The following is a 21,244-nucleotide window of genomic DNA, read 5'->3' as shown; positions in this document are numbered from 1 at the left end:
CCCGGGCGCGGGCGGGCCGCCAGTCGCGCGATCAGTCCGTGGGCGGCGGGGCCGTGGTCCCGCGCAGTTCCAGGGTGGGGGCGGCCAGGTGGAGCCGCCCCGCTCCCCCGGGCCCGTCGAGGCGGTCGAGGAGGCAGCGGGCGGCGCGGCGGCCGACCTCGTGGCCGGCGTTGTCGACGGTGGTGAGCCACAGGTGGCGCAGGCGGGAAATGCTCGTGTTGTCGTAGCCGGTGACGGACAGGTCGTGCGGGACGCGCAGGCCGAGTTCCTCGGCGGCAGAGAGCACGCCGACGGCCGTGATGTCGTTGACCGCGACGACGGCGGTCGGCCTGTCTGGGCGGCTCAGCAGCCGGACGGCCGCGCGGAAGCCGCCCTCCTCGGTCAGGTCGCCGGCCTCGATGGGCATCCGCTCGCCGAGGCCGTGGGCGCGCATGACCGCCTCGAAGCTGCGGCGGCGCAGCTCGCCGACGGCGCCGTAGCCCGCGAGGTGCGCGACGCGGCGGTGGCCGAGGCCGATGAGGTGTTCGGTGACCAGCCGGGCCCCCTTCTCGTCGTCGCCCGCGACGACGTCCACGCCGGGTGGCACGGTCTCGCGGGCACCGGCGACCACGACGGGGATCCGTGCGGCGACCTCGCCGAGCGCGGCCGGGTCGGGCAGGGTGCCGACCACGACCAGGCCGTCGACCTGGACGTCCAGGAAGGGCCGGGCGAGGTCCTGGCCGGTGCGGCGGTTGAGGCGGGCGTCGCCCAGGAGCATGTGCAGACCGTGGTCGTGGAGCGGCGAGTTGAGGCCGTCGAGCAGGTCCACGAACCACGGGTTGCGCAGGTCGTTCAGGAGCACACCGACCGTCCGGGTGCGCTGTTCGCTCAGGCTGCGGGCGGCGGCGTTCGGCCGGTAGCCGAGCTCCCGTACGGCCCGCAGCACGGCCTCGCGCTTCTCCGACCGGACCTGTTCGGAACCCCGCAGGACCAGCGAGACGAGCGACTTGGAGACACCGGCCCGCTCGGCCACGTCCCGGATCGTCGGTTGTCTCATGCTCTGGACCGTTCCATGTCCGCAGTGCCCCTGTCAAAGGGTTGACACCAGCCGAAACCAGCACTCAGGGTGGCATGGACAGGTTGTGGACCGGTCCAAAAGGTTTGCAAAGCGGAAGAAAGCACAGCAGAAGGCACAGCAGAAGGGCTGTCATGGTGGATACGCTCGGGGTCGCCGTCGTCGGGTTCGGCTGGATGGGCCGGGTGCACACCCAGGCGTACGCCCGTGTCCTGCACCACTACCCCCGGCTGGGGCTGCGTCCCGAACTGGTGGCCGTCGCCGAGGAGGTGCCGGGCCGGGCCGAGGAGGCCGCGGCGCAGTACGGCTTCGCCTCGGCGGCCCGTGACTGGCGCGCGGTGGCCGCCGATCCCCGGGTGCGGGCGGTCAGCATCACCGCCCCGAACTTCCTGCACCGCGAGATCGGCGTGGCGATGGCCGAGGCGGGCAAGCACATCTGGATCGAGAAGCCGGTGGGCCTGACCGTGGCGGACGCCCGGGCGGTCGCCGACGCGGTCGCCGAGGCGGGCGTGCAGGGCACCGTCGGCTTCAACTACCGCAACGCGCCCGCCGTCGAGACGGCCCGCGGGCTGATCACCTCCGGCGAGCTCGGCAGGATCACCCACGCCCGCATCCGTCTGTTCAGCGACTACGCGGCCCACCCCGAGGGCGCGCTGACCTGGCGGTACGAACGGGAGCGCGGCGGCAGCGGAGTCCTCGGTGACCTGGCCTCGCACGGCGCCGACCTGGCCCGGTATCTGCTCGGCGACCTCGCCTCCCTGACCGCCGACACCGCGGTCTTCGTACCGGAGCGGGCCCGCCCGACCGGTGCCACGGCCGGTCACAGCCGCGCCGCGGGCGGTGAGCTCGGCCCGGTCGAGAACGAGGACTACGTCAACTGCCTGCTCCGCTTCGCCTCCGGTGCCCGGGGTGTCCTGGAGGCCTGCCGGGTCTCGGTCGGCGAGCAGAACAACTACGGATTCGAGGTGCACGGCACCAAGGGCGCGGTCTTCTGGGACTTCCGCCGGATGAACGAGCTGGGCGTCAGCCGCGGCGACCGCTACCAGGACCAGCCGGTCAGCACGGTCTACGTCGGTCCGGGCGACGGCGAGTTCGGGGCGTTCCAGCCGGGTGCGGCGAACGCCATGGGCTACGACGATCTGAAGGTCGTGGAGGCCCACCGCTTCCTGCGGTCGATCGCCGAGGGCACCCCGCACGGGGCGACCCTGGCGGACGCCGTGCACAGTGCCGTCGTACTGGACGCGATGGCGCGGTCGGCGGAGAGCGGGACCTGGGTCGACGTCACGGCCGTGTAGCGGCCGGCGTCACGGTGGGGCGGGCATGTTGTACGGCGTGACCACCTGGATCGGCGACGGCAGGGTGGGGCCCGCGGGCGGCAGCGCGCCGTGGGCGCGCATCACGAGGTGGCAGGCCTCGCGCAGGTCCTGACGCAGGTCGTGGTGGAGCACGGCGGACAGCCGCTGCTCGCGCAGCAGCCGGGTGTTGTCGCCGTCGAGGTCGTGCGCGACGAACACCGCGCACTCCCGGCCCTGGTCCTCGAAGGCCCGCAGGGTGGCGATGTTGCCGCCGCCGATCGAGTAGACGGCGCGGATGTCCGGGTCGCGTTCCAGCGCGGCCCGGACGAGGTCGTACTGAGTGGCGTCCAGACCCTGGCCCTCGGCGATCTCGACCAGCGTGCGGTCGGGATGGCGGGCGCGCATGGCGCTGCGGAAGCCCATCTCGCGCTCCTCCTCGTTGCGGAAGAAGCCGCTGCTGAGGCTGGTGAGCACATTGCCGGGGCGATCGCCCAGCCACTGGCCCATGAGGTAGGCGGCCGTGGCGCCCGCCGCCCGGTTGTCGATGCCGACGTAGCCGAGACGCGCGGTGGAGGGCAGGTCGGTGACCAGGGTGACGACGGGGATGCCGGCCTCCGCGAGGCGGCCGACGGCGGCCGAGACCTCGGGGACGTCCGGGGCCTTGAGGACGACCCCCTGCGAGCCGCGCCGGGCGATCCGGTCCAGCGTCCGGATCAGCTCCTCCTGCGGGCCGGTCTCGCGGAAGTGGAAACGGGAGCGCACGACGGCGGGGTGCAGGGCTGGCAGTTCGGCCTCCAGGGCGGCCCGCACGGCGGTGGTGAAGCGCTCCGGCGCCTGCATCACGATGTCGATCATGAAGGTACGGCCGACCAGCCGGACCTGGGTGCGCTGCCGGTCCAGGTCGGCGATGGCCTGCCGGACCTCCCGGGCGGTGCTCTCCCGCACACCGCCCCGGACGTTGAGGACCCGGTCGACGGTCGCCTCGCTCAGGCCTGCCTGACGTGCGATCTCCCGGATCGGGTAGGGGTGACCCACGTAAGGCTCCTTGAGGGGTTTTTGATGGCCGACTGCTGGTTGTTCGAGGGGTTTGTACTGACAAGAATGACAGAGCCGCGTCGCTCCCCGGCGGCCGGCCGCGTGTCGCTTCCCGTGACCCGAAAGAAGGACGACGATGTCCGTCACCGCCGCTCAGCACCATGCCTGGCTGACCGAGCAGGACTGTGATCTCGATGTCTTCCGCTCGCTGGTCGAGCGCACGACGGACATCGCCGACTTCCCGCACGCCGCGTCAGTGGAGGACAACGTCCTCGTCTACGACAGCGAGCGGCTGCGCACGGCCGGCGCGGACCGCGAGGTGCGGGCCGAGCTGATCCGGGCCTTCAGCGACGGCCCCGGCGTCGTCGTCTTCCGGCGGGCCTTCCCGGATCCCGCGGTGGTCGACCGCCTCACCGGCGTGTTCGACGCCCTGATCGCCGAGCAGCGTGCCTCGGGCGCGGACTCCGGCGACCACTTCGCCAAGCCGGGCGCCAACGACCGGGTGTGGAACGCGCTGGAGAAGGCCGCCCTGTACGACCCGGAGGCGTTCGCCGACTACTACGCCAACGACATCCTGGCGCTGGCCTCGGCCGCCTGGCTGGGCCCCGGTTACCAGGTGACCTCGCAGGTCAACGTGGTCAACGCGGGCGGCGCGGCGCAGACCGCCCACCGCGACTACCACCTGGGGTTCCTCTCCAACGAGGTGGCGGCCGGCTACCCCTCGCACGTGCACCGCCTCTCCCCTGTGCTCACCCTCCAGGGCGCGGTCGCGCACGGCGAGATGCCCGTGGAGTCCGGCCCGACCATGTACCTGCCGTACTCGCAGACCTACGAGCCCGGCTATCTGGCCTGGCGGCTGCCGGAGTTCCAGGCGTACTTCAAGGCTCGCCACGTCCAGCTGCCGATGGCGAAGGGCGACGCCGTCTTCTTCAACCCGGCCGTGTTCCACGCGGCCGGCACCAACCGCACGCTGGACGTGCGGCGCATGGCCAACCTGCTCCAGGTGTCCTCGGCCTTCGGGCGGGCCATGGAGACGGTGGACCGGGAGGCGGTGGCCAACGCGGTCTACCCGGTGCTGCGCAGGCGCCGGTCCGAGGGGGTGGGCGAGGCGTGGCTGGAGCAGGTGATCGCCGCGAGCGCCGAGGGCTATCCGTTCCCCACCAACCTCGACAGCGATCCGCCGGTCGACGGCATGGCCCCGCCCGCGCAGGCGGACGTCGTACGCCGGGCACTGCGTGAGGGATGGACCCCGCGGACGCTGCGGGACGAGCTGCGAGCAGGCGCCGTACGGCGCGAGAGCTGAAAGGGCCGACAGAACCCATGGGACTTCTCGACGACAAGAGCGTCCTCGTCAACGGTGGCAGCCAGGGGGTGGGTGCCGCCATCGCGCGGGCCGCGGCCCGCCAGGGGGCGGCCGTCGCCGTCACCGGCCGGCGCCCGGAGCCCGGTGAAGCGCTGGTCGCGGAGCTGGAGGCGGCCGGGGGCAAGGCACTCTTCGTCCGGGCCGACCTGGCGGACGCCGAGCAGGCCAAGGCGTCCGTCACCCGGGTCGTCGAGGCGTACGGCCGGATCGACTGCCTGGTGAACTCGGCGGGGCTCACCTCGCGGGGCACGCTCCTCGACACCACGCCCGAACTGTTCGACCAGCACATCGCGATCAACCTGAAGGCGCCGTTCTTCGCCATGCAGGCCGCCGTCGCGGACATGGTCGCGCGCAAGGCGCCCGGCACGATCGTCAACATCATCACCTCCTCGGCGCACGGCGGGCAGCCCTTCCTGGCGCCGTACGTCTCCGCCAAGGCCGGGCTGATCGGCCTGACCCGCAACGCGGCGCACGCGCACCGCTGGGACCGGATCCGGATCAACGGCCTGAACATCGGCTGGACGGCGACCGAGGGCGAGGACGCCACGCAGAGGGCGTTCCACGGTGCCGGCGACGACTGGCTGGAGCAGGCCGCCGCGAAGCTGCCGATGGGCAAGCTGGGCCAGCCGGACGAGATCGCCGACTTCGTCGTCCTCCTGCTGTCGGACCGGTCGGGCGTGGTGACCGGTTCGGTGATCGACTGGGACCAGAACGTCCTCGGCGGACTCGACTGACCCCCCCCTCCCCTCCCCGCCAGTACTCCGCTCGTAAGAAACACCTCCAAGGAGCTGCACCCCCATGCGTATCGGAATCCTCGGCCTCGGCCGCATCGGCGCCTTCCACGCCGAGACCCTCTCCGGACTCGACGCGGTCGAGTCGCTCGTCCTGACCGACCCGTTCACGGACGCCGCCAAGTCGGCCGCGGAGCGGTTCGGCGGCGAGGTCGTGGACTCTCCCCAGGCCCTGCTGGCCGCCGGCGTGGACGGCATCGTGGTCGCGGCCGCGACGGACGCCCACCCCGGGCTGATCCTGGCCGGGGTGGAGGCGGGCATCCCCGTCTTCTGCGAGAAGCCCGTCGCGAAGACCATGAGCGAGGGCGTCGAGGTCCTCAAGGCCGTCCGGGGCAGCGACGTGCCGATCCAGATCGGCTACAACCGCCGCTTCGACACCGGGTTCGTCAACGCACGGGCCGCCGTGCAGAGCGGTGAGCTGGGCAAGCTGCACACCGTACGGTCGACCACGCTGGACCCGGCGCCGCCGCCGGCCGCGTACATCGCCGCCTCCGGGGGCATCTTCCGGGACTGTTCCGTGCACGACTTCGACATCATCCGCTGGGTGACCGGCCGCGAGGTGACCGAGGTGTACGCCGTCGGCGGCAACCGGGGCGCCGACTACATCAAGGAGGCGGGCGACGCCGACACCACCGGCGCGATCCTCACCCTGGACGACGGCACGATCGCGGTGGTCTCCAACTCCCGCCACAACGCCCGGGGTTACGACGTCCGCATGGAGATCCACGGCTTCACGGACTCCATCGCCGTGGGCCTGGAGGACAAGCTGCCGCTGCGCTCGGTCGAGCCCGGGGTGACCTTCCCGGCGGGCACCCCGCACGACTTCTTCATGGACCGCTTCACCGCGGCCTACCGTGCCGAGCTCACCGCGTTCACCGAGGTCGTGGCGGGCACCCGGCCCTCCCCCTGCACGATCGAGGACGCCCTGGAGGCCGGCTGGATCGCCGACGCGTGCACCCTGTCGCTGCACGAGCACCGGCCGGTGACGATCGCCGAGGTCCGCACCGCCTGACGGGTGAACGCCACGCTCCTGGATTCCGTTTACGGCCGTGTGATCTCTCCATACGACCATGAGACGCATCCACGCCCGACGGATCCAGGAGCGACGACGATGGACGCCACCGACGCACCCGTCCCCTGCCGAAGCGTCGTCGTCATCGGCGCCGGGCCCGGCGGCCTGTGCGCCGCCCGTGAACTGGAGCGGGCCGGCCACCGTGTCACCGTGCTGGAGGAACAGGACGCGGTGGCCGGGAAATGCCAGAGCGTGACCGTCGACGGCCGTGTCTTCGACCTCGGCGGCCACATCTGCACCAACCGGTACGAGCGGACGGCGGAGTTGGTGACGGAACTGGGCATGGAGACGGAACGCACCACCCGTTACCGCGTCCTCGACGTCGCCGCCCGCACCGCGGCCCGGCAGTCCATGGCGTTCCTGCGCGACGGCACACTCCAGCGCTACCGGGCGCTGCGCGAGCGGGAGTTCCCGCGTATCGGCGAACCCGGGCTCGCCCACTCCGCGCGGGCGCTCGCCGCCCCCGTCGCCGAGTGGCTCGCCGAGCACGGTCTGGAGTCCATGGCCGAGTCCTTCGGCACCGGGTACACGGCGGCCGGGTACGGCCATCTCGACGAGGACCTGCCCGCCCTGTACTTCGTGAAGTACGCCGAGATGACCGGGCTGTTATCCGGTGACGGCCGTGAACTGCTCGGCCACAAGGGCGACTTCACCCTCGTGGGCGGCTTCGCCACGCTGTGGCGTCGGATCGCCGAGGAACTGAAGGACGTGCGGTGCGGGGTGCGGGTGACGTCGGTCGAACGGCATGCGGGCGGGAGCGCGGACGGACGCCCGGGCGGAGTGCGGGTGCACACCGACTCCGGGCCGGTGGAGGCGGACGACCTGGTGCTCGCCGTGCCGCTCGACCGGATCCTGCCGGTCCTGGACGCCACCGCCCAGGAACGCGACCTGGCCGCACGGATCCGCTCGAACGCCTACCACACCGTCCTCGCCACCGCGTCCGGCCTGCCGGAGAACGCCTTCTACTTCCTCGACCGCCCCACCGCGACCCGTACGGCGCGCGGCCACTGTGTGTCGTACCACCACCGCTACCCGGACAGCGACGTGCGGACCTTCTACTCCTACGGCCGCCCCGAGGACGTCACCGCGTTACTGCGGGAGGACGTCGAGGGCCTCGGCGGGCGACTGGAGGAGGTGCATCTCCGGCGTGCGTGGGCGTTCATGCCGCACTTCGGCGGCGACGACCTCGCGGACGGTGTCCTCGACCGGTTGGACGCCTCGCAGGGGCGGTCCCACACCTACTACGTCGGCGGCCTGCCCGCCTTCGAACTGGTCGAGTGCGCCGTCGCCCACGCGCAGGACCTCGCCCGCCGCCACTTCCCGCCCGTGGACGGCACACCGACAGTGCGGGAAGATCGGCCTGTCACGACCCAGGAGGAACAGCAGACATGAGCGAACCCGGCCGGGAGCCCCTGCGCATCGGCGTACTGGGCGCGGCGAACATCACCGAACGTTCCCTGATCGACCCGGCCCGGGCGACCGGCCACCGCGTGGTCGCGGTGGCCGCCCGTGACAGGGCCCGCGCCGAGGCCTACGCGGCGGCGCACGGCGTGGAGCGGGTGTGCGACTCCTACGCCGACGTGCTGGCCGATCCCGAGGTGGACGTCGTCTACAACCCCCTCGCCAACGGTCTGCACGCGCCGTGGAACCTCGCCGCCCTGGCGGCGGGCAAGCACGTCCTGTCGGAGAAGCCGTCGGCGAGCAACGCCGAGGAGGCGGCCGAGGTGCGGGAGGCGGCGGCCAAGTCCGGGACCGTCTTCATGGAGGCCTTCCACTACCTCTTCCACCCGCTCACCCGCCGCCTGCACGCACTCCTGGACAGCGGCGAACTCGGCGAGCTCCAGCGGGTGGAGGCGCTCGTCGCCATTCCCGCGCCGGGCGCCGCCGACCCCCGCTGGTCGCTGCCGCTGGCCGGCGGTGCCGTGATGGACCTCGGCTGCTACAGCCTGCACGCGGTACGGATGCTCGCCCCCTGGGCGGGCGGCGCGCCCCGCCTGGTCTCCGCCCGGGGCGGGGAGCGGGCCGGCGCTCCCGGTGTCGACGAGTGGCTCGACGCCGAGCTGGAGTTCCCCGGCGGCGCCACCGCCTCCGCCCGCTGTCACATGGACTACCGCGAGCTGGAGATGAGCTGCCGGATCGTCGGCTCCCGGGGCGAGGCGTTCGCGCCGAACTTCGTCCTGCCGCAGCTCGACGACCGGATCGTGGTGCGTACGGCCGAGGGCGAGCGCACGGAGCATCTGGGGACGCGCTCGTCGTACACCTACCAGCTGGAGGCCTTCGCGGCCCGCGTGCGGGCGGGCACGCCCGTCCCGTTGGACGCCGACGACGCCCTGGAGACGATGACCCTGATCGACGCGAGCTATCGGGCGGCAGGGTTCGAGCCCCGGCCGCGGACGACACTCGCGGGCTGAGACCCGCGCGGGGCTGTGGGCGGGGTGGTCCCCCCGTCCACAGCCCGGCACGTCAGTTCCCGTACATCGCAGGCCGCTCCAGGAGTTCCACCTCGACCCGGCCCCCTTCCTCCAGCGCCCGCACGCCCGCCTCGCACACCGCCGCCGCGGCGTAGCCGTCCCAGACGCTCGGGCCGGTGACCTCGTCGTGGCGGGTGGCGTCGACCCAGGCCTGGATCTCACGGTCGTAGGCGTCGGCGAAGCGTTCGGTGTAGTCCTGGGCGATGGTGCCGCCCCAGCGGCCGGCCATGTTGGTGACCAGGGCGTGGCCGTCGCCGAGGCGGGCGGTTCCGCGTTCGCAGACGATCTCGGCCTGGACCTGGTAGCCGAAACCGCAGTTGACGAAGATCTCGACGTCGACGACCGCGCCGCCGTCGGTCTCGAACACGACGAACTGCGGGTCCTGGAGGTCGTCCGGCGCGTTCGCGGACGGGGTCGGACGCAGCACGGTGACGGCGGTGATCTCGTGGCCGAGCAGCCAGCGCGCCACGTCCGTCTCATGGGCCACGGAGTCGCTGATGAGCATGGAACTGGTCCAGCCGGGCGGGCTGGCGACGTTGCGGTGCCGGTTGTGCAGCATCAGCGGCCGGCCCAACTGCCCGGTGTTCAGAAGGGCCTTGAGCTTGACGTACTCGGCGTCGTAGCGCCGCATGAAGCCGACCTGGACCCGGCGCCGACCCAGCTTCCGCTCGGCCTCCAGCACCCGCAGCGCGGCGGCCGCGTCCGGGGTGAGGGGCTTCTCGCACAGGACCGGCAGGCCGCGCTCGAAGGCCGCCAGCAGGGTGGCCTCGTGGGCGGGGCCCGGCGAGGCGATCAGGACGGCGTCGACGTCGGATGGCGCCATGGCGGCCACCGGATCGGTGTGGACCGGGGCGCCGTCGGCGCGGGCGGCCACGGCCTTGGCGCGCTCCGCGTCGACGTCCACCACGGCGGCCACCCGAGCCCCGCTGGTGACCTCGTGAATCCGTCGGACGTGGTCGGCACCCATCCGGCCGGCGCCGATGACGGCGACGCCCAGGGTTCCTCTCCCGGTCATGGTCGTCCTTTCAGGCGCCGCAGGACCTCAGGAAGGCGCGGGTCCGGACCGCGATGGGCAGCGGCTTGTCCGGCTCGCACGGATACATGTCCTGCTCGACGATGGCGAACAGCTCCACGCCGAGCTTCTGCGCCGCCACCAGCACCGGCTCCAACTCCGGTATGCCGGACGGCGGTTCGCACATCACGCCGCGCTGCACGGCGGGCCCGAACGGCACCTCGCCGGCGACGACGTCGGCCAGGATCTCCGGGTCGACCTGCTTGAGGTGCAGATAGCCGATGCGTTCGCCGTACGTCTCGATCAGCTTGACGCTGTCGCCGCCGCAGTAGGCGTAGTGCCCGGTGTCCAGACAGAGGTTGACCAGGTCGGAGTCCGTCGAGTCGAGGAACCGCTCGACGTGCTCCTCGGTATCGATATGGGTGTCGGCGTGCGGGTGGACGACGATGTCGAGGCCGTAGGTCTCCTTGACCTCGCGGCCCAGCCGCTCCATGCCCTTGCTGAGATGGCCCCACTGCTCACCGGTCAGCTCCGGCGGCTCCAGGATCTCGGCGGTCTTGTCGTCCCGCCAGAACGACGGGATGACGACGAGGTGCTTCGCCCCCATGGCCTGAGTGAGCGCGGCTACCTGACCGACGTGCTCCCAGGTGGCCTCCCAGACCGCGGGGCCGCGGTGCAGGCCGGTGAAGACGGTGCCCGCGGACACCGTGAGGTTCCGCTTGGCCACCTCGTCGGTGAGCCGAGCCGGGTCGGTCGGCAGATAGCCGTACGGACCCAGCTCGATCCACGCGTAGCCGGCCTCGGCGACCTCGTCCAGGAAGCGTTCCCAGGGAACCTGCCGCGGATCGTCCGGGAACCACACGCCCCAGGAGTCCGGGGCGGAGCCGACCCGGATGCGGTCGAGCGAGGCCGCCATGTCAGGCCTTCCCCTCGGGGGCGGACGCCACCGGTGCGGTGAGGTCCTTCTCCTCGGGAAGCTCCTCGACGTCGACGCCACTGACCTGGCTCAACTCGTGCTTGAGCGCGGCGAGTTCGGCACCGCCTGCCATGTGGTTGGTCAGCTCCTCCAGGCTCACCTCGGCACGGGAGGCGGACAGCTCCATGGTGCCCAGGCGCAGCACACTGAAGTGGTCGCCGACCATGTAGGCGTGGTGGGGGTTGTGGGTGATGAAGATGACGCCCAGGCCCTTCTCGCGGGCGGCGGCGATGTACTTCAGCACCACACCCGACTGCTTGACGCCGAGAGCGGCGGTCGGCTCGTCCAGGATGAGCACCCGGGCGCCGAAGTAGACCGCGCGGGCGATCGCCACGCACTGGCGCTGGCCGCCGGAGAGCGTGCCGATGGGCTGCTCCAGGTCGTCCAGGACGATGCCCATGTTGCGCAGTTCGGTGTCCGCGGTCTTCTTCATCGCCTCGATGTCGAGACGGCGCACGGGCCAGGGGCCCTTGGTCATCTCGGAGCCGAGGAAGAAGTTGCGCCACACCGGCATCAGCGGGACCACGGCCAGGTCCTGGTAGACGGTGGCGATGCCCTTGTCCAGCGCCTCGCGCGGGGTGGAGAAGCGCACCGGGTCGCCGTCGACGAGGAAGTCGCCCTCGGTGTGCTGGTGCAGCCCGGAGATGATCTTGATGAGGGTGGACTTGCCGGCGCCGTTGTCACCCAGCACGCAGCTCACCCGGCCCGGGTGGACCTTGAGGTCGACGCCGTGCAGGGCGCGGATGTTGCCGTAGGACTTGCCGGCGCCGCGCAGTTCGACGATCGCGCCGCCGGTGGACTCGGGGGCGTCGTCCGTGACGATGGCCCCGTGCGTGCCGGTCTCGTTGGTGGAAGTCATGGGTGTCACCTCCGGGTCGCCGACTGGCGGACCCACAGATTGATCAGAACGGCGCCCAGCAGCATCACGCCCAGGAATGCCTTGAACCAGTCGGGGTTCCAGCCGGCGAACACGATGCCCTGGTTCACCATGCCGAACATGAAGGCACCGAAGACCGGACCGATCGCCGAGCCGTAACCACCGGTCAGCAGACAGCCGCCGATGACCGCACCCGCGATGTAGATGAGCTCCTGGCCGACGCCCTCACCGGACTGCACGGTGTTGAAGGTGAACAGCTGGTGCATGCCGACGAACCAGGCACCCAGGCCGACCAGCATGAACAGCGAGATCTTGGTGAAGGTGACCGGGACACCGACGGCCCGCGCGGAGTCCTTGTTGCCGCCGACGGCGAAGATCCAGTTGCCGTACTTGGTGCGCAGCAGCACCCAGGTGGCGAGCGCGGCGAAGGCCAGCCAGTAGAAGACCGTGATCTTCACCTGGACGCCGCCGATGTCGAAGGACGAGGCGAAGATCTTCTTGGCCTGGTCGAAGCCGTCCATGTTGCTGATGTCGTCGGTGGCCACGTTGGTGGTCACCAGCTTGGTCACCGCGAGGTTGGCACCCTGGAGGATCAGGAAGGTGCCGAGGGTGACCAGGAAGCTGGGCAGGCCGGTCCTGACGACCATCCAGCCGTTGAAGAACCCGACCGCCAGCGACACGATCAGGGCGACGACCACGCCCATCCACACGTTCAGGGTGAGCTGGTAGGTCGTCATGGAGGCGGTCAGCGCCGAGGTCAGCACCGCGACACCGGAGGAGAGGTCGAACTCGCCGCCGATCATCAGCAGGGCGACCGGCAGCGTCATGATGCCCAGCGTGGAGGCCTGGTAGAGGACGGTGGCCATGGAGCTGCCGTCGCGCACCGGCGGGGCGGCGATCAGGAAGAACACGTACACTGCGGCCGCGCCGAGGAAGACGCCGATCTCGGGGCGGGCCAACAGGCGCAGTGCGAGGGGGCGTTGAGCGGTCCGGCCGTCGGTGTCCTTGCGGCCGGGGGCCGGCGGTGTGGTCACCGCCGGCTCGGCATGCTGGGTCATACTCATCACCGAGTGCCCTTCGCGGCGAACTTGGCGATCGTCTCCACGTTCGACTTGTCCACGAACGCGGGTCCGGTCAGCACGGGCTGCTCGCCGCCACCGCTGTAGTTGCCGTTGTTCTTGTAGAGCCACAGGGAGTCGACGGCCAAGTAGCCCTGGAGGTAGGGCTGCTGGTCGACCGCGAACTCGATCGTCCCCGCGGAGATGGCTCCGGTCAGCTCCTTGTTGAGGTCGAAGGTCGCGATCTTGGCCTTGCTGCCCGCCTCGGACACCGACTGCACCGCGGTCATCGCGAAGGGGGCGCCGAGCGTGACGACGTGGTCGATGGACTTGTCCTGGGTGAGCTTGGCGGTGATCGTCGACTTCACGGACGGCATGTCGGTGCCGTTGACGAACAGCGTCTGGAGCTTGCCGCTGAAGGTCTTCTTCACACCGTCGCAGCGCTGGGTGAGGCCGATGTTGCCCTGCTCCTGGATGACACAGACGGCGCTCTTCGCGCCGTCCTCGTTCAGCCGCTTGCCGAGCGCCTCGCCCGCCACCGTCTCGTCCTGGCCGAAGAACTCCATCAGGCCGAGCTTCTGCCAGTCGCTCACTCCGGAGTTGAGGCCGACGACCGGTATGTTCGCGGCCTTCGCCTTGCTGACGACGTCCTTCATCGCGTCGGGCTTGGCGAGCGTGATCGCGATGCCGTCGACCTTCTGGTCGATCGCGTTCTGGACCAGGTTGGCCTGGTTGCCCGCGTTCGGGTCGTTGGAGTAGATGAGCTTGATGTTGTCCTTGGCCGCGGCGGCTTCGGCGCCCTTGCGGACGATGTCCCAGAAGGTGTCGCCGGCGGCCTGGTGAGTGACCAGCGCGACCGTCATCCGGGGGGTGTTGGCCTTGCCGGCGGAGGCGCCGTCCGCGCTCTCCTCGGCTTTCTTGCCGCCTGAGCCGCTGGAGCAGCCGGCCAGGGTCAGGGCCGCCGCCGCGGCCAGGGCCACCGCCGGGGCGAATCGGCGGGAGCGGGGGTGAGAAGAGCGGTCCATCTTACCGGCACCTCACTGTGCGAACGAGGGAGAACGACGGGATAAAGGGAGTGGGATCACAAGGATCCGGGCCCGGGCTCCGAAAGGTCCGGGTCATGCACCGCATGCACGGTTCGCTTGGCACGGGATCCAATCCCTTGCCGCGCCCACTGTCAATACTTTGTTAAGACATCATTTCACAAGCAGGTCCGAATGTAAGTACAAACTATTGACAGGGTTGCCCTTCGAGTCCTACACCTTGGGAAGTGGCAGGCCCGAAGGGCCTGCACCCCGAGGTCGGAACGAGGAGCGTCGCGCATGGCCGAGTCAGTCCAGCACTACGACGTGATCAGTATGGGCCGTATCGGAATTGATCTCTACCCGCCCCGGACCGGCACCCCGTCGGCGCAGGCGGCGGGCCTCGGCGGCTCGGCCGCCAACGTGGCGGTGGCCGCCGCACGGCTCGGCCGCTCCACCGCCGTGATCACCCGGACGGGCGCAGACCCGTTCGGCAGCCATCTCCACCAGACCCTCACCGAGTCCGGCGTCGACAGCCGGTGGGTGACCCCCTCGGAGTCGGAGACCGACGCCCTGGACTTCTTCGCGCTCCGCGCGGCCCGGATCCTGTGGATCACCGGCACCGGGCTCAGCGGGGAACCGACCCGCTCCACCACGCTCGCCGCCCTCAAGGCCCGCGGCAGGACGGGCACGACGGTGCTCGACCTCCACTGGCGCCCCGCCTGCTGGAGCGACCCGCAGGAGGCGCCGCCCCACTACGCGGAGGCCGTGCGGCACGCGACCGTCGCGATGGGCGACCTGGACGCGTGCGAGATCGCCACCGGAGTCCGTGAACCCCGCGCGTGCGCGGAGGCGTTGCTCGCCGCGGGGGTGGAGCTCGCCCTGGTGAAGCAGCCCGGGGGCGTGCTCGCCATGCACCGCGACGGAACGGAGGCCGAGATCCCGCCGGTGGCCGCCGCGGGCGCCGACGCCCCGGACGCGGGGGACGCGTTCGGCGGCGCGCTGTGCCACGGGCTGCTCTCCGGCTGGGAGGTGGAGCGCCTGGTGCGCTACGCCCACGCGGCCGGCGCTCTGGTGGCCTCCCGGCCCACCGAGTCCCCGGCGATGCCCACCGCGACGGAGATCGAGGACCTCCTCGCCCGGACCCCGCAGCCGAACCCGACCGGCACGACCGCCTGACCGCGGTGCCGGCACGGCCCACCACGACGTCCCGCCCCCCGCATCCCCTGCGCACACCCCTTTCCCAGTGAGGTCCCCGATGAGCCACCCCCCGAGCGTCCGCCTGACCGTCGCCCAGGCGCTGGTGCGGTTCCTGTCCGTGCAGTACACCGAGCGGGACGGCGTCCGGCGGCGGCTGATCGCCGGCACCTGGGGCATCTTCGGCCACGGCAACGTGGCGGGCATCGGGCAGGCGCTCGTGGAGGTGGGCGAGGACGCGATGCCGTTCCACCAGGGCCGCAACGAACAGGCCATGGTGCACGCGGCGGTGGGCTACGCCCGGCAGCTCGACCGGCTGTCCGCGCAGGCCGTGACGACGTCGATCGGACCCGGCGCCACCAACCTGGTCACCGGCGCCGCCCTCGCCACGATCAACCGGCTTCCGGTCCTGCTGCTGCCCGGCGACTCCTTCGCCACCCGCCCCGCCGACCCGCTGCTCCAGCAGCTGGAGCACCCCACCGAGGCCGACGTGTCCGTCAACGACACCCTGCGCCCGGTCTCGCGGTACTTCGACCGGATCACCCGGCCCGAGGCGCTGATCCCGTCGGCGCTCCAGGCCATGCGGGTCCTGTCCGACCCGGCCGAGACCGGCGCCGTCACCCTCGCCCTGCCGCAGGACGTCCAGGCGGAGGCGCACGACTGGCCTCAGGAGTTCTTCGCCGAGCGCGTGTGGCACGTACGGCGTCCCGCGCCCGATCCGGTCGAGCTGGCCGAGGCCGTGCGCGCCGTCCGGGCCGCCGCGCGTCCGCTGATCGTCGCGGGCGGCGGGGTCCACCACAGCGAGGCCGAGGAGGCGCTGAAGGCGCTGGTGGACGCCACCGGCATCCCGGTCGCCTCCACCCAGGCAGGCAAGGGCTCCCTGCGCCACGACCATCCCGCCGACCTCGGCGGCATCGGCCACACCGGCACCGCGGTCTGCGACGACCTGGCCCGCACCGCGGACCTGGTCATCGGCGTGGGCACGCGCTACACGGACTTCACGACCGCCTCCGGCACGCTCTTCCAGAACCCGGACGTCCGCTTCCTGAACCTCAACATCGCCGCCTTCGACGCCCACAAGCTGACCGCCCGCACCCTGGTCTGCGACGCGCGGACGGGCCTTGAGGCGCTCACCGCGGCCCTGGCCGGCCACCGCGTTGATCCCGCGTACGTGACCGAGTACGGCGAGGGCAAGGCCCGCTGGGAGGAGGTCGTCGAGACCGCCTTCCGGGCCGCCGACGACAACGCTGTCCCGACCCAGACGCAGGTGCTCGGCGCGCTGGACGCGGTCGTGGGCGACGAGGACGTGGTGATCAACGCGGCGGGCTCGCTCCCGGGCGACCTGCACAAGCTGTGGCGGGCCCGCAGTCGGCGCCAGTACCACCTGGAGTACGGCTACTCCTGCATGGGGTACGAGATCCCGGCCGCGATCGGCGTCCAGCAGGCCACCCCGGACACACCCGTGTGGGCACTGGTCGGCGACGGCACGTACCTGATGATGCCGACGGAGATCGTCACCGCCGTGCAGGAGGGCCTCCAGATCAATCTGCTCCTGATCCAGAACCACGGCTACGCCTCCATCGGCGGCCTCTCGGAGACGGTCGGCGCCGAGCGCTTCGGCACCGCCTACCGCTACCGGGCCGCCGACGGCACCTTCACCGGCGCCCCGCTCCCGGTCGACCTGGCCGCCAACGCGGCCAGCCTCGGCATGGACGTCCTGCGCGCCAAGACGGTGCGCGAACTGCGCGAGGCGCTGGCCACGGCCCGCGCCGCCGACCGCCCGACCTGCGTCTACGTCGAGACCGACACCGCCACCGCCACCGCTCCCCCGGCCGAGGCCTGGTGGGATGTGCCGGTGGCCGAGGTCGCGTCCCGGGAGGCGGCCGTCCAGGCGCGTGAGCGGTACGACCGGGACGTCGCCGCCCGCCGTCACCATCTCTGACCCCCGCCCCCACTCTTCGAGGGAGGTACGTCCATGGCGAAGACCGGCGACTCCTCACGTGCCGTGACCGCCCCCGCGCTCAGCTCCCTGGACTTCGCCCTGGACCGCGCCAGCCCGGTGCCGCTGTACTACCAGCTGGCCCAGCAGCTGGAGGCGGCGATCGAGCACGGCGTCCTCGCCCCGGGCAATCTGCTGGGCAACGAGATCGACCTGTCCGTACGCCTCGGCCTGTCCCGGCCGACCGTCCGCCAGGCCATCCAGTCCCTGGTCGACAAGGGGCTCCTCGTCCGACGGCGCGGGGTGGGCACGCAGGTGGTGCACAGCCAGGTCAAGCGCCCCCTCGAACTCAGCAGCCTCTACGACGACCTGGAGGAGGCCGGGCAGGGACCGGCCACCCGGGTGGTGCGCAACGAGGGCGTCGCGGCGTCCGCCGACGTGGCGGCCGCCCTCGGGGTCGCTGAGGGCAGCGAGGTCACCCGTCTGGAGCGGCTGCGCTCCACGCACGGCCAGCCGGTCGCCTTCCTCTGCAACTACCTCCCCTCGGGCCTGCTCGACCTCGGCACGAACCGGCTGGAGTCGACCGGCCTGTACCGGATGATGCGCTCGGCCGGCATCACCCTGCACAGCGCCCGCCAGACCATCGGCGCCCGCAGCGCCACCGCCGAGGAGGCCCGGCTCCTCGACGAGCGCGCGGGGTCCGCGCTGCTGACCATGCAGCGCACGGCGTACGACGACACCGGCCGGCCGGTCGAGTACGGGACGCACATCTACCGCGCGTCCCGGTACGCCTTCGACTTCCAGCTGCTGGTCAGGCCCTGAGGCGGGTCACCGTACGGCCAGCCGCCACAGGGAGGTGACCTCGGCCGCGCGGGCCGCGTGGAGCGGGTCGTCGGTGTCCCGGCTCCGCGGGTGCCGCGGGCGGGTGTCGAGCCGGCCCGCGACCCGCAGACCGGCCGTCCCGATCAGGGCGAGCAGGTCGTCACGGGTCCTGAGTGCGAGCCGTTCGGCCAGGTCGGACAGGACGAGCCAGCCCTCGCCGCCGGGGGCGAGGTGGGCGGCGAGGCCGTCGAGGAAGCCGCGGAGCATGGCGCTGTCCGGGTCGTATACGCCGTACTCCAGCTCGGAGTGGGGCCGGGCGGGCAGCCACGGCGGGTTGCAGACGACGAGGTCGGCCCGGCCCTCGGGGTACAGGGCCGGGCCGACCACCTCGACGCGGCCGGCGAGGGAGAGCCGGTCCAGGTTCTCGCGCGCGCAGAGCAGGGCGCGCGGGCCGATGTCGGTGGCGACCACGCGCTCCAGGCCGCGCCGGGCGAGCACGGCGGCCAGGACGCCGGTCCCGGTGCCCAGGTCGAACGCGGTACGGCCGGGCAGCGGCGCCCGGTCGACGAGGTCGACGTACTCGCCCCGGACCGGGGCGAAGACACCGTAGTGCGGGTGGACGCGGGCGCCGAGGGCCGGCACCTCCACGCCCTTGACCCGCCACTGCCAGGCGCCGAGCACGCCGAGCAGTTCGCGCAGCGGCACGGCCGTCGGGCCGGTCGAGGGACCGTAGGCCGCGGTGCACGCCTCGCGCACGTCGGGCGCCCGGCGCAGGTTCAGCGTGTGGCCGTCGTCCAGCAGGACGAGCAGCCTGCCCAGGACCCGGGCGCGGTGCGCGCGGGCCCGGCGGTACAGGTGGAAGGACGTGGCCGGGCCGCCGTCCGGCCGCGGGCGTTCGCGGTCGGCACGGCGGCCCATGGCGGTGAGCAGTTGGCGGGCGCCCTGGTAGTCGCCCCGCCACAGCAGGGCCGTGCCCGCGCGGGCCAGGCGGTGGGCGGTGGCGGCGCGCACACGGTCGTCGGCGACGACGGTGTGCCGGGGCGACGGAAGCTGGCTCTCGGAGTGCCAGCGGGCGGTGCGGGTGGTGTGGTCCTCGGTCCAGCTGATGGTGGACACGGGCGTACTCCTCGTGAAGGGACGTGCAAGGGCACGAAGAGCGCTTCGACGAGGAGCGGGAGCGTGGAAAAGGAGAGTCGGGTCTACCGCTCCCGCGTCGAAGCGCGGGAGCGGACGTCGCCGAGAACCATGCCGAGCAACATGCCGGGTGTCATCGGGCGGCCCTGCCTTTCACGAAAGCTGCCGTGTCAGATTATCAGCGGCCGCACCGTCAGTGGGCCGCGTCCAGGCGGGCCCGCTGCTCCGGTGTCAGCTCCAGGTCCACCGCGGCCAGGCTCTCGTCCAGTTGGGCCACCGAGGACGCCCCGACCAGCGGGACGATCGGATGCTCGCCGCCCAACTGCCAGGCCAGGACGACCTGGTTGAGGGTGGCACCGGTGTCGCGGGCGACCTCGTTCAGGGCTGCGAGACGCGGCGGGGTGCCCGGATGGTCGTAGCCGGACAGCAGCGGTCGGTCGGGGTTGGTGTAGGCGCCCTTGAGGAGCGGCGAGTACGCGACGAGGGTCAGGGCGGGCTCGGCCCGCAGGTAGCCGAGCATGTCCGCGCCCACGGCGGCCAGGGTGCCGTCGGGGAAGATCTCGGCGGGGATGTCGGTCCGGGGCCGGAGGTAGCTGTGCTCGTACTGGAGCACCTCATAGCCGGGCAGACCCGCGGCGGCCGCGAGGGCGCGGGCCCGTTCCACCCGCCAGACGGCGTGGTTGCTCACGCCGAGCAGCCCGACCGTGCCTTCGGCGACCAGTTCGGCGAACCCCTCGACGGTCTCCCGCAGCGGGACCGTGTTGTCCTCGATGTGCGCGTAGAGCAGGTCGAGTTTGTCCACCCCGAGCCGTTCCCGGCTGCGTTCGGCGGACTCGCGGATCACCTTCGCCGACAGGCCCTCGGCGTTGTCCGTGTAGCTGGTGCCGGGGGCCAGGGGGCGGGCGCCGAGCTTCGTGGCGAAGACGATCTCGTCGCCGACACCCCGGCTCTTGCGCCAGCGTCCGAGGAGTTCCTCGCTCTGGCCGCCCTGGCCGCCGTCCTCCCAGAAGGCGTAGTTGTCGGACGTGTCGATGAAGGTGCCGCCGGCCTCGACATAGCGGTCGAGCACGGCGAAGGACGTCTTCTCGTCCGTCCGGGAGCCGAACAGCATCGCGCCGAGGGCGAGGACGCTGACCTCACGGCGGGTCTCCGGAGTGGTGCCGATGGTGCGGTACTTCATGGTCGTCCCTCCCGTTCGTGCCCGCACTCGGGGCACGAACGGGAGTCTTCTCGTTGAAGTGCTCTCCAAGTCAAGGCATGTCACGCGCCCGGCGAGAACGGGCCTTCCAGAGCCGCCCATTGGAGCAGCATGATGGTCTTGGCGTCGTTGATCTCCCCGGTGCGGATCATCTCCAGGGCGCGGCGGAAGGGCAGTTCGAGGATCTCGATGTCCTCGCCCTCCTCGTCCAGGCCGCCCCCTTCGTGGGTGTGGGTGGCGGACCCATAGGCGGCGGCGTAGAAGCTGACCCGCTCGGTGACCGAGCCCGGGCTCATGTAGACGTCGAAGACGTGCCGGACCTCGCCGATGGTGTGCCCGGTCTCCTCGACGACCTCACGGCGTACGGCGATCTCGGGATGCTCGTCCTCGTCGTCGAGGAGTCCTCCCGGGGTCTCGATCAGCATGCCGTCGGGGTGTCCGTTGACGTACACCGGGAAGCGGAACTGGCGGGTGAGCAGCACGGTTTCGCGTTCGGCGTCGTACAGCAGCATGGTGGCGCCGTTGCCGCGGTCGTGGGTCTCGCGCTGCTGGGTGCGCCAGGTGCCGTCGGCGTGCTGGAAGTCGAAGGTGGTGGCGCGCTCGACGTACCAGTGGCTGGAGAGCAGGTGTACGTCCCGCACCTTGACGCGCGGATTGCCGGTCAGGTCCAGGCCCGTCCGGTCGAGTCCGGTGCGGCCGCGGCGGTCGGGGGTGTCGACACCGGCGGTCATCGCGGGTCTGCCGGCGGGGAGACGGAGTACGAGTTGGTCATGTCTGAGCTTCTACCATTCCCGACCGGTTCGTCGTGGCCGCACGCCACGGCCGGTCGCTGAAACGTTCGATCTTCCGGGGGTCCTGCCCGTAGGCTCGGCCTCGTTGTTCTGCACGCGGATCGGTGTCGGGGTGTGCCGCGGCACGTCCCGAGAGG

The 21,244-nt window shown here is 71.7% G+C and carries 19 protein-coding genes; 9 read left to right on the top strand and 10 right to left on the bottom strand.

The window, feature by feature from the left end; all coding sequences use genetic code 11:
- Positions 1-31 precede the first annotated feature (31 nt).
- A complete protein-coding gene (locus SLINC_RS38555) occupies positions 32-1,036 on the bottom strand; it encodes a LacI family DNA-binding transcriptional regulator (RefSeq protein WP_067443066.1) in 1,005 nt (334 codons plus the stop codon).
- A 152-nt stretch (positions 1,037-1,188) separates the two neighbouring features.
- On the opposite strand from SLINC_RS38555, the gene SLINC_RS38550 reads away from it, so the two are divergent.
- Positions 1,189-2,349, top strand: a complete 1,161-nt coding sequence (locus SLINC_RS38550) for a Gfo/Idh/MocA family protein (RefSeq protein WP_067443065.1) — start codon at positions 1,189-1,191, stop codon at positions 2,347-2,349.
- A 9-nt stretch (positions 2,350-2,358) separates the two neighbouring features.
- On the opposite strand, the gene SLINC_RS38545 is transcribed toward SLINC_RS38550, so the two are convergent.
- Positions 2,359-3,384: a LacI family DNA-binding transcriptional regulator gene (locus SLINC_RS38545; protein WP_067443064.1), complete on the bottom strand. Its 1,026-nt coding sequence runs from the start codon at positions 3,382-3,384 to the stop codon at positions 2,359-2,361.
- A 136-nt stretch (positions 3,385-3,520) separates the two neighbouring features.
- On the opposite strand from SLINC_RS38545, the gene SLINC_RS38540 reads away from it, so the two are divergent.
- From SLINC_RS38540 to SLINC_RS38520, 5 genes are all read left to right on the top strand, one after another.
- Positions 3,521-4,687: a phytanoyl-CoA dioxygenase family protein gene (locus SLINC_RS38540; RefSeq protein WP_067443063.1), complete on the top strand. Its 1,167-nt coding sequence runs from the start codon at positions 3,521-3,523 to the stop codon at positions 4,685-4,687.
- A gap of 17 nt (positions 4,688-4,704) precedes the next feature.
- A complete protein-coding gene (locus SLINC_RS38535; protein WP_067443062.1) occupies positions 4,705-5,481 on the top strand; it encodes an SDR family oxidoreductase in 777 nt (258 codons plus the stop codon).
- A gap of 64 nt (positions 5,482-5,545) precedes the next feature.
- Positions 5,546-6,550, top strand: a complete 1,005-nt coding sequence (locus SLINC_RS38530; RefSeq protein WP_067443061.1) for a Gfo/Idh/MocA family protein — start codon at positions 5,546-5,548, stop codon at positions 6,548-6,550.
- A gap of 99 nt (positions 6,551-6,649) precedes the next feature.
- Positions 6,650-8,002, top strand: a complete 1,353-nt coding sequence (locus SLINC_RS38525) for a protoporphyrinogen/coproporphyrinogen oxidase (RefSeq protein WP_067443060.1) — start codon at positions 6,650-6,652, stop codon at positions 8,000-8,002.
- Positions 7,999-9,021 (top strand): Gfo/Idh/MocA family protein, encoded by a 1,023-nt coding sequence (locus SLINC_RS38520; RefSeq protein ID WP_067443059.1) that lies wholly within the window; start codon positions 7,999-8,001, stop codon positions 9,019-9,021. The genes SLINC_RS38525 and SLINC_RS38520 overlap by 4 nt, the downstream gene beginning before the upstream one ends.
- Positions 9,022-9,073: 52 nt before the next feature.
- Here SLINC_RS38520 and SLINC_RS38515 read toward each other — a convergent pair whose 3' ends face one another.
- Genes SLINC_RS38515 through SLINC_RS38495 form a run of 5 tightly spaced genes read right to left on the bottom strand, consistent with a single transcriptional unit; the run spans position 9,074 to position 14,029 of the window.
- Complete coding sequence (locus tag SLINC_RS38515; protein ID WP_067443058.1) at positions 9,074-10,096, bottom strand: Gfo/Idh/MocA family protein; 1,023 nt, start codon at positions 10,094-10,096, stop codon at positions 9,074-9,076.
- Positions 10,097-10,106: 10 nt separating this feature from the next.
- Positions 10,107-11,009 carry a sugar phosphate isomerase/epimerase family protein gene (locus SLINC_RS38510; protein WP_067443057.1) on the bottom strand — a complete coding sequence of 301 codons (903 nt, stop codon included), beginning with the start codon at positions 11,007-11,009 and terminating at the stop codon, positions 10,107-10,109.
- Position 11,010: 1 nt separating this feature from the next.
- Positions 11,011-11,928 carry an ATP-binding cassette domain-containing protein gene (locus SLINC_RS38505; protein ID WP_067443056.1) on the bottom strand — a complete coding sequence of 306 codons (918 nt, stop codon included), beginning with the start codon at positions 11,926-11,928 and terminating at the stop codon, positions 11,011-11,013.
- 5 nt (positions 11,929-11,933) lie between these two features.
- Positions 11,934-13,010, bottom strand: a complete 1,077-nt coding sequence (locus SLINC_RS38500; protein WP_067446166.1) for an ABC transporter permease — start codon at positions 13,008-13,010, stop codon at positions 11,934-11,936.
- Positions 13,010-14,029 carry a sugar ABC transporter substrate-binding protein gene (locus tag SLINC_RS38495; protein ID WP_067443055.1) on the bottom strand — a complete coding sequence of 340 codons (1,020 nt, stop codon included), beginning with the start codon at positions 14,027-14,029 and terminating at the stop codon, positions 13,010-13,012. The genes SLINC_RS38500 and SLINC_RS38495 overlap by 1 nt, the downstream gene beginning before the upstream one ends.
- Before the next feature lie 297 nt (positions 14,030-14,326).
- Here SLINC_RS38495 and SLINC_RS38490 point away from each other — a divergent pair, with 297 nt between their 5' ends.
- The 3 genes from SLINC_RS38490 (at position 14,327) to SLINC_RS38480 (ending at position 17,984) form a co-directional block, all read left to right on the top strand.
- Positions 14,327-15,205, top strand: coding sequence for a PfkB family carbohydrate kinase (locus SLINC_RS38490; RefSeq protein WP_067443054.1), 879 nt, complete (start codon positions 14,327-14,329; stop codon positions 15,203-15,205).
- Between the two features lie 79 nt (positions 15,206-15,284).
- The gene (gene iolD, locus SLINC_RS38485; protein WP_067443053.1) at positions 15,285-17,165 is read left to right on the top strand and encodes a 3D-(3,5/4)-trihydroxycyclohexane-1,2-dione acylhydrolase (decyclizing); all 1,881 of its coding nucleotides are present in this window, start codon (positions 15,285-15,287) and stop codon (positions 17,163-17,165) included.
- A 33-nt stretch (positions 17,166-17,198) separates the two neighbouring features.
- Positions 17,199-17,984 (top strand): GntR family transcriptional regulator, encoded by a 786-nt coding sequence (locus tag SLINC_RS38480; RefSeq protein WP_067443052.1) that lies wholly within the window; start codon positions 17,199-17,201, stop codon positions 17,982-17,984.
- A 6-nt stretch (positions 17,985-17,990) separates the two neighbouring features.
- Here the strand turns inward: SLINC_RS38480 and SLINC_RS38475 are convergent, their stop codons facing one another.
- The 3 genes from SLINC_RS38475 to SLINC_RS38465 form a co-directional block, all read right to left on the bottom strand.
- Positions 17,991-19,100, bottom strand: a complete 1,110-nt coding sequence (locus tag SLINC_RS38475) for a methyltransferase (RefSeq protein WP_067443051.1) — start codon at positions 19,098-19,100, stop codon at positions 17,991-17,993.
- 211 nt (positions 19,101-19,311) lie between these two features.
- Entirely contained in the window at positions 19,312-20,298 is a 987-nt protein-coding gene (locus SLINC_RS38470; protein ID WP_067443050.1) for an aldo/keto reductase, read from the bottom strand.
- An 80-nt stretch (positions 20,299-20,378) separates the two neighbouring features.
- On the bottom strand, positions 20,379-21,047 hold the full coding sequence (locus tag SLINC_RS38465) for an NUDIX domain-containing protein (RefSeq protein ID WP_067443049.1): 669 nt from the start codon (positions 21,045-21,047) through the stop codon (positions 20,379-20,381).
- Positions 21,048-21,244 lie beyond the last annotated feature (197 nt).

This window comes from Streptomyces lincolnensis, from assembly GCF_001685355.1.
GTDB classification, from domain to species: Bacteria; Actinomycetota; Actinomycetes; order Streptomycetales; family Streptomycetaceae; genus Streptomyces; species Streptomyces lincolnensis.
Note: the sequence above shows the minus strand (reverse complement) of the source record. Positions and strands in the feature narration are given on the sequence as shown.